Origin of the sequence: Lysinibacillus sp. FSL M8-0216, from assembly GCF_038595555.1 — a bacterium.
GTDB classification, from domain to species: Bacteria; Bacillota; Bacilli; order Bacillales_A; family Planococcaceae; genus Lysinibacillus; species Lysinibacillus fusiformis.
In genome coordinates this window covers 3,501,825-3,516,137 of record NZ_CP152007.1, presented here as the reverse complement: position 1 = coordinate 3,516,137, position 14,313 = coordinate 3,501,825, and the positions used below count along the sequence as shown (strand labels likewise).

General features: G+C 32.7%; 19 protein-coding genes. 16 read left to right on the top strand and 3 right to left on the bottom strand.

The window, feature by feature from the left end; translation table 11 throughout:
* Positions 1 to 4 precede the first annotated feature (4 nt).
* The 10 genes from MKX57_RS17320 to MKX57_RS17275 all read left to right on the top strand — a co-directional run bounded on the left by MKX57_RS17320 (position 5) and on the right by MKX57_RS17275 (position 6,771).
* Entirely contained in the window at positions 5 to 244 is a 240-nt protein-coding gene (locus tag MKX57_RS17320; protein WP_342550454.1) for a hypothetical protein, read from the top strand.
* Entirely contained in the window at positions 231 to 1,031 is an 801-nt protein-coding gene (locus MKX57_RS17315; protein ID WP_342550453.1) for a restriction endonuclease, read from the top strand. The genes MKX57_RS17320 and MKX57_RS17315 overlap by 14 nt, the downstream gene beginning before the upstream one ends.
* Positions 1,032 to 1,268: 237 nt before the next feature.
* On the top strand, positions 1,269 to 1,541 hold the full coding sequence (locus MKX57_RS17310) for a YolD-like family protein (RefSeq protein ID WP_342550452.1): 273 nt from the start codon (positions 1,269 to 1,271) through the stop codon (positions 1,539 to 1,541).
* 18 nt (positions 1,542 to 1,559) lie between these two features.
* Positions 1,560 to 1,760, top strand: coding sequence for a YolD-like family protein (locus MKX57_RS17305; RefSeq protein ID WP_342550451.1), 201 nt, complete (start codon positions 1,560 to 1,562; stop codon positions 1,758 to 1,760).
* A gap of 131 nt (positions 1,761 to 1,891) precedes the next feature.
* Positions 1,892 to 2,248 (top strand): aconitate hydratase, encoded by a 357-nt coding sequence (locus MKX57_RS17300; protein WP_342550450.1) that lies wholly within the window; start codon positions 1,892 to 1,894, stop codon positions 2,246 to 2,248.
* 141 nt (positions 2,249 to 2,389) lie between these two features.
* Positions 2,390 to 3,025: a hypothetical protein gene (locus tag MKX57_RS17295; RefSeq protein WP_025114447.1), complete on the top strand. Its 636-nt coding sequence runs from the start codon at positions 2,390 to 2,392 to the stop codon at positions 3,023 to 3,025.
* Positions 3,026 to 3,439: 414 nt separating this feature from the next.
* Positions 3,440 to 3,604: a YvrJ family protein gene (locus MKX57_RS17290; protein ID WP_342550449.1), complete on the top strand. Its 165-nt coding sequence runs from the start codon at positions 3,440 to 3,442 to the stop codon at positions 3,602 to 3,604.
* A gap of 51 nt (positions 3,605 to 3,655) precedes the next feature.
* Positions 3,656 to 3,985: a hypothetical protein gene (locus tag MKX57_RS17285; RefSeq protein WP_342550448.1), complete on the top strand. Its 330-nt coding sequence runs from the start codon at positions 3,656 to 3,658 to the stop codon at positions 3,983 to 3,985.
* Between the two features lie 346 nt (positions 3,986 to 4,331).
* Positions 4,332 to 5,768, top strand: a complete 1,437-nt coding sequence (locus tag MKX57_RS17280) for a calcium-binding protein (RefSeq protein WP_342550447.1) — start codon at positions 4,332 to 4,334, stop codon at positions 5,766 to 5,768.
* A gap of 175 nt (positions 5,769 to 5,943) precedes the next feature.
* Positions 5,944 to 6,771: a M23 family metallopeptidase gene (locus tag MKX57_RS17275; protein ID WP_342550446.1), complete on the top strand. Its 828-nt coding sequence runs from the start codon at positions 5,944 to 5,946 to the stop codon at positions 6,769 to 6,771.
* 434 nt (positions 6,772 to 7,205) lie between these two features.
* On the opposite strand, the gene MKX57_RS17270 is transcribed toward MKX57_RS17275, so the two are convergent.
* Positions 7,206 to 7,796 (bottom strand): helix-turn-helix domain-containing protein, encoded by a 591-nt coding sequence (locus tag MKX57_RS17270; RefSeq protein ID WP_342550445.1) that lies wholly within the window; start codon positions 7,794 to 7,796, stop codon positions 7,206 to 7,208.
* A 127-nt stretch (positions 7,797 to 7,923) separates the two neighbouring features.
* On the opposite strand from MKX57_RS17270, the gene MKX57_RS17265 reads away from it, so the two are divergent.
* From MKX57_RS17265 to MKX57_RS17255, 3 genes are all read left to right on the top strand, one after another.
* Positions 7,924 to 8,127, top strand: a complete 204-nt coding sequence (locus tag MKX57_RS17265; protein ID WP_342550444.1) for a helix-turn-helix transcriptional regulator — start codon at positions 7,924 to 7,926, stop codon at positions 8,125 to 8,127.
* A 19-nt stretch (positions 8,128 to 8,146) separates the two neighbouring features.
* The gene (locus MKX57_RS17260) at positions 8,147 to 8,932 is read left to right on the top strand and encodes a phage antirepressor KilAC domain-containing protein (RefSeq protein WP_342550443.1); all 786 of its coding nucleotides are present in this window, start codon (positions 8,147 to 8,149) and stop codon (positions 8,930 to 8,932) included.
* Positions 8,933 to 9,104: 172 nt separating this feature from the next.
* The gene (locus MKX57_RS17255) at positions 9,105 to 9,329 is read left to right on the top strand and encodes a hypothetical protein (RefSeq protein WP_342550442.1); all 225 of its coding nucleotides are present in this window, start codon (positions 9,105 to 9,107) and stop codon (positions 9,327 to 9,329) included.
* A gap of 16 nt (positions 9,330 to 9,345) precedes the next feature.
* On the opposite strand, the gene MKX57_RS17250 is transcribed toward MKX57_RS17255, so the two are convergent.
* Positions 9,346 to 10,299: an SHOCT domain-containing protein gene (locus tag MKX57_RS17250; RefSeq protein ID WP_342550441.1), complete on the bottom strand. Its 954-nt coding sequence runs from the start codon at positions 10,297 to 10,299 to the stop codon at positions 9,346 to 9,348.
* Between the two features lie 647 nt (positions 10,300 to 10,946).
* On the opposite strand from MKX57_RS17250, the gene MKX57_RS17245 reads away from it, so the two are divergent.
* The 3 genes from MKX57_RS17245 to MKX57_RS17235 all read left to right on the top strand — a co-directional run bounded on the left by MKX57_RS17245 (position 10,947) and on the right by MKX57_RS17235 (position 13,404).
* Positions 10,947 to 11,561 (top strand): hypothetical protein, encoded by a 615-nt coding sequence (locus MKX57_RS17245; protein WP_239355026.1) that lies wholly within the window; start codon positions 10,947 to 10,949, stop codon positions 11,559 to 11,561.
* A gap of 97 nt (positions 11,562 to 11,658) precedes the next feature.
* Positions 11,659 to 12,225, top strand: a complete 567-nt coding sequence (locus MKX57_RS17240; RefSeq protein WP_342530304.1) for a DUF4352 domain-containing protein — start codon at positions 11,659 to 11,661, stop codon at positions 12,223 to 12,225.
* A 957-nt stretch (positions 12,226 to 13,182) separates the two neighbouring features.
* A complete protein-coding gene (locus tag MKX57_RS17235; RefSeq protein ID WP_089987122.1) occupies positions 13,183 to 13,404 on the top strand; it encodes a hypothetical protein in 222 nt (73 codons plus the stop codon).
* Between the two features lie 162 nt (positions 13,405 to 13,566).
* Here the strand turns inward: MKX57_RS17235 and MKX57_RS17230 are convergent, their stop codons facing one another.
* Entirely contained in the window at positions 13,567 to 14,205 is a 639-nt protein-coding gene (locus MKX57_RS17230; protein ID WP_342550440.1) for a hypothetical protein, read from the bottom strand.
* Between the last annotated feature and the right edge of the window lie 108 nt (positions 14,206 to 14,313).

The window sequence follows — 14,313 nt, the reverse complement described above, 5'->3', positions numbered from 1 at the left end:
TTCTTTGCAAATAGATTTTGCTGAAGAGATACTTATCGAACTCTTTAAAGAGAACAAACTCCGATTGATTATAAGGGTTGATTGTTTAAACGAAGAATACAGTCATCCTATTTGGTTCGATTCATTAGAAGAATATTATAAGGCAGACACAAATCATTTTTGCGATCAGTGTGGTTCTCAATATAATTGGAAAAATGCGAAAGTAGGTTTTAAACGGGGGATTTACACAAATGACCAACATTAGTATTAAATCTTACACAGACTTATCTTTATTATTGAGCCAGTTAGATGGACCCGAGTTTGATCACATATTTTGGAAACAGATTCATGATGATGATGATGCAATTGTAAAGTTTGATGAGTATTTAAATGAAATTGAGGCGAGCAAGAGCTGGCCTCGAAATCTTAATTGGAAAAAAGGGCGGGTACTAGAAGATTTCACAGTATTTTTATTCAATAGATTTCAAGATGTTAGTGTAACTAAAAATAAGCGACCGGGTGATAATGAAACAGACATAGAAGCTCGGTTTAGTGAAAAGGCGCAACCTCCTTTTATGCTACAGAACATTGGCCCTAAGATAATATGTGAATGTAAAAATAAGAAGTCAAGCTCTATAGATGTTGGTATGGTAACTAAGCTAGCAGAAATTATCCCTACAAGGGGTGCTAATTTTGGTGTTTTTATCTCTATTTTAGGCATGGGGGGCTATGCATGGAGGTATGGAGAAGGTAAAAGGAAAAAAATAATGTATAGTGACCAACTACCAATAATTTCTTTTACTGTCGATGAACTTAAATCTCTTAAAGATGGTCGAAACTTTTACACAATGATTAGAGAAAAATATTATGCTCTAGTTGACGAAGTAGATGATGAAACAGCAGATATACCAGACCAACAACATTACGAGTATAAAAAGAGGTTAAAGGAAACGTTAGGACATCTTCTTAAATGTGAGATTATATCTGATGAAGATTACTCAAAACTTTTTGATAGCCTTGTTTTAAAATATGGAGCCATTGAAGATGATTAAAATTAATTAAACTAGCCCTTATTGGGCTAGTTATTTATTTTATAGAAAAAGCATGCTATAATGTGGCCTTAATTTGATTTGTTATAAGTAAAAATAAACATTGTTAATAGTTGTATATTTGTCCATAAAGCCCAGGTACTCAATAAATTTTGAGCCTGGGCAATTTTTTATTGCCTAAAACAGAACGTTAGTTCTATAATATATACAAACAAACGTTCTGAAAAAGGAGAGATGACAATGGCCGCTAAACCTAAAACACCTACTAAAAAGAAAGAACCAAAACATCCAGATCGAGATGAATTTGATTTAGAGGAAATTGCAAGCGCCCTAACTGAAGCAATGCAGGGTAATCAGACAAAAACATTCGCTATCTATAAACAGGAAGATCCGCTATCAGGGACCGTCACAAAAATGGATGCAAACACTAAATTAATCCATATTAAAGATAAGTACATGAATATTCACAAAGTACATTTCTTAGATATCCTAAAAATTTCAGATATCGATTAATAATGGAGAGTGATTTGTATGTTACATGATCGTGGGAATATGAAATGGACATCATTGATGCTGCCTGAGCATTTAGTTCAGTTGAAGGAATGGAAAAAAGAGCAATACCATGATAAAAAGCGTGACTTAACTGAGTGGGAATTAGAGGAGATAGAGCAAACTATACAGCGAGCGTTTAAATTGAGGAAATTGGTAAAAATTAACGCTGTGGGACCATAATAAACTACATGACCATACAGGGCTGGTAACTGGTACTGATACGTACAAAAAAGAGTTACTATTAGATACAGATTTATCGTTAAAACGAATTTCATTTGATCTAATACAAAAAGCAGCGTTGGTTGACGAGGATGATTAATCCAGAACAACGAAAGATGGTACACAAATACTTATTAATAGAACTAGCAATAAAGTCGTTACAGGTTGATTACTTAAAAGTAGAGCGATTTAAAATGAAAAAAGTCTTTGTGCCATTAATGGATTCTTTATTAAAAGAACTACGACAGGAGTATTTTGAGCTCAAGAGGCAGTTATCTCAGCAAAAGATACGAGTCGTCGGATGGACGACTATAGACGAGTATTTTAGTGATGTACAGGTTGCTACTGCTGGGGATGATGTAGTACTTCGGTATGCTAATATGGCTTTGAAAACAAAGGTTGAACAACTATTGATAAATCATATAAACAATAACCAGGCGCTCGAATGAGTACCTGGTTATTTTTTTGCTTATATAGAGTTTTGATAGATATTTACTGGAATAATTATGTATTTTTTGAAGAGTTTTGTTTATTCTAGAAGGTCTATTATTAAAATGTACCAATTAAACAACACAAGGAGGAAATTATTTATGTCAATTAATAATGGAAATACTGATTTTAATTTAAGCGTTTCACAAACAGGGGAGAAGAGTTTAAAAGTATCATGGAGTCGTAGTGGTGGTATTGGTTATAATGGTCGTATTGACATCCAACGTCCTGGAGATGGCCAAATTGTTTATTCTAAGACATATAAACAAGATGATAAAAAGGGATCTTTCACATTTGAAGTTCCGTACTTTGGGGAATATAAAGTTCATATTAAGTCTAACAATGGTCAAACGTACGACTTTATTTATCGCAATGTATTCTTAAAAGCTGTAAAGGAAAAAAAATACACATACAAAGCAGCGGATGTGAAAAAAGTTGAAGATGGTGAACTATTCCTATTAGGAGCTATCACAGGTATTGGAATGTATGCTTCGATGTTGGGTTCGGTTCTTTCTATATTCTTTGGTACAAGACAAGCTGCTTCAACAAAAATTACATTCCCTAACCCACGAGCAGGTGATACTCTGACGACAACCTATACACCTGTTATCGGGGGAGTACAAACAGTAGTCAAGTTTGTTCAAAAACCTTATAAAGATAAATTTGGTAATTCATTTAGTGGTGGTACTTACACTTCAGCGCCAACAGTTGCTAAATATATCACTTATCCAAAATAAATAAAAGAAAAGCACTTAATGATTAATTAAGTGCTTTTGCTTTTTTTAATCGTTTGAAATTAAAAGCTATGTCAATAATCAAAATTATATAAAGTACAATAGAACTGTTTAAAGTTATTGAAGGTAGAGGTAATATTACATCCCTAACCAGTATTAACCAAATAGTTGTTGATATTAAAACAAATGAATCCAATAAAATAACCATTAAATGTTTGTGTTCTTTAAAAATAAAATTAAATACAATTAATCTTACTAAAATTGGTGTTGTTAAGAAGTAAAACGAATAAATCTGTGTAATTTGTTCTGGGCTCACATTATCTCTCCCTTAAATGTAAAAATTTGAAAATAATATTAAGTATACAGTATAATAAAGTTAAGTAAAAGAGAACTTATGTTCTCGTGGAGGTGGTTTACATGGAGTATGTAGAGTTATCTAAATCAATAATGGAATTGGGCTTTCCAGTTGTTGTTTCTACATTTTTACTTGTTAAATTGGACAAGAGTATGAAAAACATAGAAATTGCTATTGTTAATTTAACAAATGAACTTAAGAACTCAAGATCCAGGAATAAGGGCTAACCAGAGGATAAATCAAAAAGGGCAAACATATAGGGCAAGGGGAAAATGGATATGAAAACGAACGCTCGTGAAGTTGATAAATTAGTAGAAGAACATCTAAAAATGTACCCTTACATTAGTAAAGAAAGAGTAGGGGAATTGACTATAGATCAAAGAATAGCAATATGTATTGATGAATTGTTAAGTATATTGCCAAAAAAAGAAGTTACATTTATAAACTTTAGATACATAAATGGATGGACAATAGTTAAGGTAGCACAAGAAATGAATTACAGCCAGCAGATGATTTATGTTATTCGTAAAAAAGTGTTGATGAAAATCTATCTTGGGATAAGTCATTTACTTCATAACGGGGAAAAGTGTAGGATGAAACAGTGTTAGTCATAGAGTTTGATAAATAATAAATTTGCCTACTTGGCTATTTTTTTATGCCAAATAAAGAACGTATGTTCTGTGAAGGGGTGGGAAATGTTAAATTTGAAGGATTGAAGATTATATTTGAACAACGTAATTTCTAACAACGAAGCTCAGATACTCAATTAATTTTGAGTCTGGGTTTTTGTTTTTATTATTATGTAATTCTTGATTACAAGCTCCAATCAACTATTTTTTCTTTTATTTAACTTTAAATGAATAAATTGCCTTGATAAATAAGAACATTTGTTCTATAATTAAAATAAGAACAAATGTTCTTAGTAAAGGGAGCTTTTTATAAAAACATAAGGGGATGATATCTTTGGCATTTACAGTCAAAACAGAAGCAGAGAAGATTTTTACAAATTTAATGGGAACAGGAGCTAGTCGACTACCAGCAGATCCTGTTGGAGCTGATAATCGTGCCGACTTTCATGGGATTTTCGTCAATGATCCATCGACTGAAGTACAAATTCAACGAGCTGGAAGTCAATTACTCTTTTTAACTGCTCTTTACCCAAATGCGTCATCATCCACAGTGCGAACAAACATATTAGCACGAATTCATCGCATTTTAAGTAGGTATGCATTTAATATTGTGAATTATAAAGCAGGTGGACCAGCAGGTGGTTTAGGTCCTATGGGTCTTTATTCAGCGTACGCTTTAGCAAATGCAGGGAAATTTGATTACTCTCAAGCTGGTACAACAAATGTAACAAGAACACAATTACTAACTTATTTAAACACTTATTTAAGTACTACGTTATTAGACAATGAGTTTGCTATGCGTATAGATCAAGGAAAACTTGATGTGGATTACCGAACTGTTGTTTCAACTCACAATTACTTCAAGGGTACAAACCACGCTTGTTTCGCTTTGAATGGAATAATTATCCAACTTGGAGCTAAATTCTTTATTCATACCGCTATTAAAGGGGCAGGGAATGAAACTTACTCTAAATTTAATGCTTTCTTTAATAAATTAGCGACTAGCTTACGTACTAAGTTTGGTAATACCCGACTGAATAATGGTCTAACTGAATTATGTTTACCTATGGGGGCAGGTATTCACAAAGACGGAAACCCTTCTAGTGTTAACCAGGTAAGAGGTTACTTCCCAGCGGCAGGATATAATTCATTAATTGTGATGGGGCTTAATTTTGCAGCTAGAGCATATCGTTGTGCAGAGCTAGAGCTATCTACTAAAGCTCCACAGTTAAGGCAAGTGGTTGCTTTACCTACTCATGTATGTTCATCAGTTGCTACAGAATTAGCCAATTATTATAAAACATTTACAGCTTATTCTAATCAAGCATATGAAATAGGTGGACCAAATTTTGTTGCATTGGGAGCAACTGAAGCGAATGGTTGGCTAGCAGAAGCGAAGAAATGGTATGACTACCAAAAACCAGCTGGAGTATCTGACTATAAGGAAGGTTCATTTGCGAAAGATGGTGAGACGGATAGCGCAGGTCGTACAGGTTCAGGTGGCTTCTTAAATCTTGCTTATCAAGATGCTAACGATCCGATTTCTGTCACATCCTATCTCTATTCAATGACTTGGAATGGAGATCATACTTTGGTTAATACGACTATCGGGAATGCAATTAAAGCGAAGTCAGGAACATCTTTAGCTAGCCCATATTATGTTGCGTCAGCTCATGTTGGTTTCAAAGCAAATGCTGGGGCATCTCGAGTACTTCAGGGCTTAGCTGGTGCCATGAATAATGAAGTAACAACACTTAATTAAAACATATTTTAAAAGAATCACTATGTTATAGAGGAAAGAAATTAAAAAATTTAAGCCCATTAACTTAATTGGTAATGGGCTTAGTCTATTAACTCAGTATTATTTTCAGAATATAAATTTATTATTCAATCTAATACTACTAAAATATTGAAAGTTCAAAAAAGGAGGATGTTCGATGAAACAGGTATTTATAAAACCGGCTGAAGGTATTTATACAAGCCTTTATGGCATGAGAAGTGGTTCAATGCATTATGGAGTTGACATTGCAAATAGCAGCTCTAATGTACCTGTACACGCTTCTACTGCGGGTGTAATTAACAAAGCCGTTGGTGGTTGTTCTAATAATGGTTCTATTGGTAATACATGTAATGGCGGTTATGGAAACTATGTAATAGTTCGACACAGTATTGATGGGAAAACATATGATACACTTTATGCTCATTTACAATCTATTAGTGTCTCTGTTGGTCAAACTGTAAATCAAGGTGATAAAATTGGTGTTATGGGGAACAGTGGGAGTTCAACTGGTCAACACGTGCACTTTGAAATATATGAAAAAGCACGGGTGTCTCAATCAGAGGCAGTAGACCCTATGCCTTATTTAAACGGGGACAAGCCAACAGTTAGCTACCATACTTATGATGGAACTTGGGCAACGATTACAATTACTCAGAAAGCAAATGTGTTCAAAAATGTTGGATATGAAATTATCGGTCAACTTGAAGCTGGTGGAAAATACAAAGTGTATGGTCAAAGAGAATATTCGGCTGATGGAACTCTATACTATAATATTGGATCTGGCTATATCCACAATGCTTACGGAACTATTGCTAATCACCATGCAACAGTTACATCCACGATTAATACGTATAGCACTCCTAATGGAGCAATTAAACGTCAATTAGCACCGGGAACTTATAAAGTGCATGCAGCTAAAGACGGTTGGTACAATTTAGGTGCAGAATGGGTTAAAGCTGATCAAGTATTAGTCACTAAAAACTAGAATTAAAAAAATTATAAATATACCTAGTATGTTTAATAAGATAAAAGACTAGCAAAGTAATTATGCAATGCTAGACTTTTTTGTAAGGAAATAGTAGTTGTTTTTTAAATGTAAATATGTTTTACTATATTTAGTTACAAAAGCAATTATAAATTTTGAAAAGAGATAGCTTTTTTAATTGTGTGAAATGAGAGAAGCTCAATATATTATTTAAAGTATTAAAGTTGAATATTCTGTCAATGGGTTTACCCCAAATTTAACGTGGTTATCAAATGATAATCCACTTAAATTTGGGGTTTTTTGTTTTTTAAAAAACTGCCTCCATCCAGGAAGCAGTTAACAATAAATGTATAAGCATACCAGAATACTGATAGGAGTGATTAAAAAAATAAGTTATGAAAGGAAAATAATGACGAATTTATCGCCAACCTCAATTAAATAAGATTATCATCATTTTCTTGAGGTGGAGTGGATTTTTGTTTACGCTCTGCTATATTTTCTAAATGAATTTTCAAAAATGCATCTAATAGATTATTCATTTCATTTTTATGGTTAGACATGAAGTCTAATACACTAACTGGATTATTAATATCAAGTAATTTTTCAAATTTGTAATTTTCTATACCGTTTTGCATAAAAAATAATTGATCAATAATCTTTTTCATAATAAACAAACTCCTGTCATCGTCAATAGAGCTATTGATGATTAAGTAGAGTTGATCAATTGTATTTACAATGAGTCTTCTTTTTTTAGGCTCTAATGTAGTCAGTTTTTCTGCTAGATGGTTTACGTCATCATAAAAAACCTGCTCATCATATGTTCGTAAATCTGTTCTCGCTAATAACCAATCAATTGAAACACCGAAATGGTCTGCTAACTTCTCGAGTGTATCAAAGTCGGGTTGGCGTTCATCCCGTTCGTATTTACCAAGTGCTGAATAAGTGATGCCTGTTTGTTCCTCTAATTCACGTAGAGTTAGATTTTTTTCGTTTCTCAATAGGCGTAATCGTTTTCCAAAAGCCATAAAAAATCGCCTCCTAAAAAGATAATATCAATAATTTTTCCCAATGTGGGCAAATTCCGTTGACAAAGGACGAAATGGGATATATATTTAATTTGTGGACAAAACGGGAACATTAGGAGGTGATTATATGTTAGTGACACCTAAGGTGAATTTAGAGAAAATTATTTTAGAACGAGCTAATCAAGGTTTAAGTGCCCATGAACTATCGCTTAAAGCAGGTCTTAGTAAAAATGTAGTTTCAAACATGGAAAGAGGATATGTAGTTCCACGATTACACACTGTAGGGAAAATTGTCAATGCTCTCGGAAAAAGAATAGAAGATTTTATTTAAAATTAAAGGAGGCAATTTAATGAGTGAATTACAAACGTTCAATCACCAATTTTTTGGTGAGCTACCATTAATTCAAGTTGGCGACAAACCTTATTTCGGGGCGACTGCTACAGCGAAGATGTTAGGATACTCTAACACATCTGATGCAATTTCCAGACATACTAAAAAGGATGGGGTCGCATTTCACGAGGTCATTGATTCGCTAGGAAGAAAACAAAAGGCTAAATTTATTTCAGAGAGTAATTTATATCGTTTAATTACAAATTCGAAATTACCAAACTCTGAACAGTTCGAGTCTTGGGTTTTTGATGAAGTTTTACCTTCCATCCGTAAACACGGTGCGTATATGACAACACAAACAATTGATAATATCATTAATGATCCAGAGTTCGGTATACAACTTCTAACTACTTTGAAAAAGGAAAGAGAAGAAAAAGAAAAGGCTCTTAGAACCATAGAAATCCAAAGACCTAAAGTTGTATACGCAGATGCAGTTGAAGTATCTGAGGATACAGTACTTGTAAAAGATTTAGCAACAGTTTTAAGACAAAAAGGTGTTAATATTGGTGAGGTTAGATTGTTTAAATGGTTGCGTGAAAACGGCTACCTTTGCAAACAAAAAGGTGAGATGTGGAATATGCCTACTCAACGTAGTTTAGAATTAGGTGTGATTGTTGTGAAGCATGGGCTTCGAACAGGAAGCAATGGTGAAATGAAGAAAACTCGTACTCCGAAAATTACTGGTAAGGGACAAGTTTACTTTATAAATAAAATTTTAGAAGAACAAGGATTATTGGCAATGTAAATGAGAGGAGCAACATTTTGCGAAATGTTAATGAAAAATAAAAAACCACATATCAAGTTGCAGCTTGAAATGCGGTAATAACCGAGTGACATCCACCCATAAATAACTATTGAATATTGTATCATAATATTATAATGATACCAAGTGGATGTCCTCAAATTAGGAGGAGCATATGAATGAAACAAAAGAAAAACCACGTTCTTTAACATCTTTTACATCAATGTTTGAAGAAATAAGAAACAATCATGGTATCGATCTATTAAAATACGACTCTCTAGATGAATTCTTAATAGCATTCCTCACACGTACCGAACAAGAATTTAATACAGTACATATACCTAACGAATTAGTATATGTAAACCAAGTATATGAGAAAATGAAAATTGTTCAAACTTAGCAAATCACTTAGGGATTTAGATACCCAATAATTGCTTTTTCTTTGCATCAAATTCTTCTTGAGTTAGAATACCTACATCTAAGAGTTCTTTTAATTTGATTAATTCCTCTGTAGGAATTGATGATGTTGTAGGAGGGGGAGTGACAGCTGCTTGTGTAGTCTCTTCCTCTTCAGCAACAATTAATAAAGAAAGCTTTTCAAGATCCTTCTTATCACATTTAATGACTAAAGGTACTTTCTCTCCGTTCTCTCGCTTTAGGAATAGAGTAGCCACAGATTTATCCTTCCCGATATTAGCCCCCATAGCTCCTGCAATAGCTCCAGCATTACCAAATTTACTACCGATTACAGTCCAACCCACTATACTAGAAGCACTCTTTTGGACATTTTCTACACGTTCCCATTTAATCAACTTGAAAGTTTCTGGTTCTTTGAAATCTACAACAATATCTATATAACCATGTTTAGTTTGTTGTAAAACGTAATTAAAACCACTTTCTTTTATTTGTTCTTTCCCATTCAATATGGTCATGTTTAGCTTGATCGCTTTAGGTTCTTTTTCTTTCTTTTTAGGTATTGGTTTTTCTGAAATACCAAAGTTGTTTTCTAATTCATCTGCAAAAGCTTTTGTAGCATCATCGCTGTTTAGTTTGATTTTTATCTCATTCTTAAGATGAGTAAACATAACTTCTACAGATAAGAATTTTCTATTTACGATTAGGTTACTAATAGCATTCAGATCATAGGAAATGAGATGCTTCTCTTTCTTAATTTTTTCTGATGTGAGTATCTTTTTCGAGGTTAATAAGTATAAAAAGAAAGTTGCTCTTTTCCAACTTGTTGTAGCAGAAATAATTTTTTCATCACTCTCGATATGGGATGATAGAAATTCAATATCTTCTTCAACAAGTGAAATAACTTGTTTACCAGCTGGCTTTAAATAATCTCTAATTTGTTCTTGTAAATTCAAATTTAATTCCTCCTTCCATATAGCATATTGGCAATACAATAAAATTGTATCAATACTGGTAGGTGTTGTCAGTATGGATATTAACTGGTGCCCACGAGGTGCCCAAATAAATATAAAAACAGATAAATAGGAAGAAAGAATAATAGGAACATAGTAGATGGATTGATAAATAGGCTGTAATTGCAAGATTTATGTAAATGTATAAAAGCTAGAAAACCTGTAACCACAGCCTTCTAAGCCGTCGGTCGGGGGTTCGAATCCCTCCTGGGACGTCATACAAAGCCTTACAGCCACAACGGTTGTAAGGCTTTTTGTTTTAATTCAAATTGTTTAATTTATAAATGGTGCCCAAAGTGTGAACAAGGTCCGTGATATGTTTCATATAAATGCCATAGATATTCATTGTTTTCCTAATTTTAACATCCCAAGTGAGTTTGAACTTTCAGGTGCTCACCTTCATAAGTAGCAGAATTCTAGGTAAATCGGTTTTTTTTTTCTTCTAACGCTCCCATCATTGATTTATTGAAGTTGGTCGATCATTGAAGGTATTTGTTATTGTGGATTTAAACAAATGTATAAATATGAAAATAGTATTAGAAATTCCTTCATTATCCATGTATATTTGTGAAGAAGGGAGATTGAAAAAAATGAAAAAAATTCTTATTATACCACTTACATTGCTACTAAGTATTTTGTTAATAGCTTGTAACCAGAGTGATGAAAGTGGTAAGAAAACAGATGGTGCTGATAAAGCATCCGAAGACCCATTAAAAGTTGATAAAGGTCTTTTAAATGTTGAAGTCACAATACCAGCTACATTATACATGGGGCAAGACGTAGATACTATTATTTCTGAGGCAAAAAATAGTGGAATTAAGGACGTCATTAAGAATGATGATGGTTCTTTAACTTATAAAATGTCAAAATCCAAGCACAAAGAAATGATGAAGGATTTAAAAGAAAGAATTGTAAAAAGTGTAGAAGAACTTAAAACAAGCGAAGATTTTGCTTCTATAAATGATGTAGCTTATAACAAATTATTTTCTGAGTTTACACTCACAGTAAATAAAGAAAAGTATGAGGGGAGTTTCGATGCATTAGCGTCTTTTGGGCTAGCTTTAGCAGGTATGTACTATCAATTATTTAACGGTGCGGACGTAGAAGATTATAATGTCACAATAAATTTTAAAGATGAATCAAATGGAAAAGTATTTGATACTATGGTTTATCCAGAGGCTTTAAATGAAAATGCCAACAAGTAAGTTGAAGAGCACCTAATGGGTGTTTATTCTATTTTAAACTTAAGAGTATAGTGAAATCTCACTATATTATGTATATTTATGTATTGGAGCGATTTTAATGAAAAGAACATTTATTTATCTATTTATGTTCTGTCTGTTTTTAGCTGGGTGTGGAAGTAATCCTACAAGTAACTCATTAGCAAATGAAACAAGTAAAGATAAAATAGACGAAAAGATTGAAGAAGAATCAAAGGAAGAACAAAAAAATGAAGAATTCGAACTTAAACAAATTGGTGAAACTTTTAAATTAGAAGATTGGGAAGTTACTTTGGAGTCGTTTGAATTTAACAAGACTATTATAAGAGAATCGGTTTCAACTGAAGCTAATGAAGGAAACAAGTTTTTAATACTGAATTTTAACGTTATTAACAATGGAACAGAAGCTGATCAGTTAATGAAACCAAGGAATGGAGCGTCTATAAAAGCTGTTTTTAACGACAAATATGATTATGAAATTTCTTTAACTTTAATGGATGGTGATTTACATCACGAAAATGTGCGCCCTTTATCAACTGCTAAAGGGTTTGTTGCTATCGAAATGCCGGATAATGTAGTGGAGGCTTCAGAAAGTATAAGTATCTTCATGGAGAAAGAAGAAGATAAAGTCCAAATAAATATACGATAATTTATTAAAGCATCCTTTAATTAAAAATAGGATGCTTTTTATTATCTCGAAAAGATGTGGGATAATGGCAACAATTAGAATAGCAATTCAATGCGGATACATCAGCTGTGGATAGGGCCAGGGTCACCTTACTTATAAACCCAAATTTAGTAAAATTTGTTATAAAAGTGTAAGGCGGTTACTTTACAATAAAGATATATTATTTCTATTTATGGAATATTATAAGTAGTCAAGTATGGGAGAATTGATTTAGATGAATAACGATAATGTTTTTACTTGGGGAAGTGCTGAGAATCCTACGATAGTTTTTTTACATGGTTTAGGGAGTGCAGCATTAGCCTTTAAAGAAATGAGTAAGTAGTTTGATGGGTGTTGTAAATCTATTCGTGAATATAAAGTAGTTATTTTTAACAACTACAATTTTGATTCTCTGATAAGCTGTAGTAACGATCATTCTTTCTTTTGTATTGCTTTAAACATTAATATAATTCCTAAAATACATAAACTCCCTGATAATAGAGTAAGGACTATTTTCCATCCTTCACTGACAATTTGGAAATATTTTAGATATAAAGCGACTCCATATATGCACAATAATATACCCCAAATCGTTCTTAACATTTTCATAGAATTCTCATTCCTTCTTCTACAAGGTTTTAAATATTTCTGTATAGCGATTGTAACACAATATATGTTAATCTGGTGTGGAAATGGAAATTTAGTGACATTGAGACCCCATAAGATAGAAGAAAAAGCTTGAAATAGAAGTCCTATATTACTGGTTTTCTAGAATTCATTATTATTTGATAAATAAGATATTGTGTCAGAAGTAAGTTTCAATAGTAGGCGAATCCTTTAAAGAGGCTACCTCCATGAAGTTTGTGTAAAATATCAAAAAATTGTAAAATAATACATAATTAAATATGCAAAATATTCAATTATTAGGAGGTGGAGTGTGTGGATGAAAAGAAGTACGGGAAATGGCAAGTTTTAGCTATCATATTGATGATAGCATTATTAGTTGCAGCGTTTGTTTTATTTTTCTCAGGTCATTACATGGTCGGATTTGTACTATTTGGAGTTTTCATGCTGCTTTTGAATTTTGTGAGTAGTTGGAAAGCCCTTAATAATTCAGAATATGTTTATTTAAAAAATCATAAAAATAATGTGAAATGGTAATTTAAATGGGTCCCTCATAAGATATTGTTCAGCCATAATTTTCCGGCTGAACTTTTTTATGTAAATTTAATCTATCAGTAACTAAGGTAAAACCTTGAGCCAATGTAAGACAGAAATCCCCTATACCAAAAGGACTGGCGTGTATGAACTTCATCATACACGTTAGTCGAATAAGGAATCTATGTTAAAATACTGCGTTAATGGCAATTTCCTACCTTCCTTATCCCATTTATGGTATTCATCAAAAACTACCATCACATTATGATTTGCACGTACCTCTATTAAATACTTGACAGCCATAAAACTACGCCAATAATCAAACATTATACTCGTTAAACCTCCCTGATAACTAAATTTTCTAAACTCATCCAAGGAATGATTGCCGTATTTGGTTTTAAATATTTCTATCATTTTTGATTCTATTTCAGTAATTTTGTTAAATTCAACGCTATTCAATAAATATTTCCTTGCTAAATAATCACACATTCCTTCTTCAAACCATATGCTGTCCTCTCTTTCATCATCGAACTCATCAACGAATAAATTTGAATGATGGGCTAATTGATGCCCTAATATCGTTAATAATTGATTTTGCAACATATTTTCATAAAACTCTTTTAGACTTGGGTGATCATTCTCATGACCTTCTAACTGGCTAACTAATAATTTCCTCCAACCTGATAAGTCAGGAGAAATATAAATCGTATCCTTGTTTGTAAAGGCAGGTATAGGTATTTGGGAAAATATAGCTGTAGCTAATTCTTCGGATGTCCAACCTATACCTTTTGGTAAATCCCTCAAAGCATAATTTTGTATAATGCGTATTGGAATTTTAATAAATTTTGCGTAAGTCTCTCGATGATCCCCTGAAATTTGGAGAAATCCTCTTCGTTTTCAAAAGTATATAAA

Bases quoted from the DNA above. Each gene is read 5' to 3' on its own strand.
- MKX57_RS17315 (WP_342550453.1), top strand. From the start codon at position 231: ATGACCAACATTAGTATTAAATCTTACACAGACTTATCTTTATTATTG.
- MKX57_RS17310 (WP_342550452.1), top strand. From the start codon at position 1,269: ATGGCCGCTAAACCTAAAACACCTACTAAAAAGAAAGAACCAAAACAT.
- MKX57_RS17305 (WP_342550451.1), top strand. From the start codon at position 1,560: ATGTTACATGATCGTGGGAATATGAAATGGACATCATTGATGCTGCCT.
- MKX57_RS17300 (WP_342550450.1), top strand. From the start codon at position 1,892: ATGATTAATCCAGAACAACGAAAGATGGTACACAAATACTTATTAATA.
- MKX57_RS17295 (WP_025114447.1), top strand. From the start codon at position 2,390: ATGTCAATTAATAATGGAAATACTGATTTTAATTTAAGCGTTTCACAA.
- MKX57_RS17290 (WP_342550449.1), top strand. From the start codon at position 3,440: ATGGAGTATGTAGAGTTATCTAAATCAATAATGGAATTGGGCTTTCCA.
- MKX57_RS17285 (WP_342550448.1), top strand. From the start codon at position 3,656: ATGAAAACGAACGCTCGTGAAGTTGATAAATTAGTAGAAGAACATCTA.
- MKX57_RS17280 (WP_342550447.1), top strand. From the start codon at position 4,332: ATGATATCTTTGGCATTTACAGTCAAAACAGAAGCAGAGAAGATTTTT.
- MKX57_RS17275 (WP_342550446.1), top strand. From the start codon at position 5,944: ATGAAACAGGTATTTATAAAACCGGCTGAAGGTATTTATACAAGCCTT.
- MKX57_RS17270 (WP_342550445.1), bottom strand. From the start codon at position 7,796: ATGGCTTTTGGAAAACGATTACGCCTATTGAGAAACGAAAAAAATCTA.
- MKX57_RS17265 (WP_342550444.1), top strand. From the start codon at position 7,924: ATGTTAGTGACACCTAAGGTGAATTTAGAGAAAATTATTTTAGAACGA.
- MKX57_RS17260 (WP_342550443.1), top strand. From the start codon at position 8,147: ATGAGTGAATTACAAACGTTCAATCACCAATTTTTTGGTGAGCTACCA.
- MKX57_RS17255 (WP_342550442.1), top strand. From the start codon at position 9,105: ATGAATGAAACAAAAGAAAAACCACGTTCTTTAACATCTTTTACATCA.
- MKX57_RS17245 (WP_239355026.1), top strand. From the start codon at position 10,947: ATGAAAAAAATTCTTATTATACCACTTACATTGCTACTAAGTATTTTG.
- MKX57_RS17240 (WP_342530304.1), top strand. From the start codon at position 11,659: ATGAAAAGAACATTTATTTATCTATTTATGTTCTGTCTGTTTTTAGCT.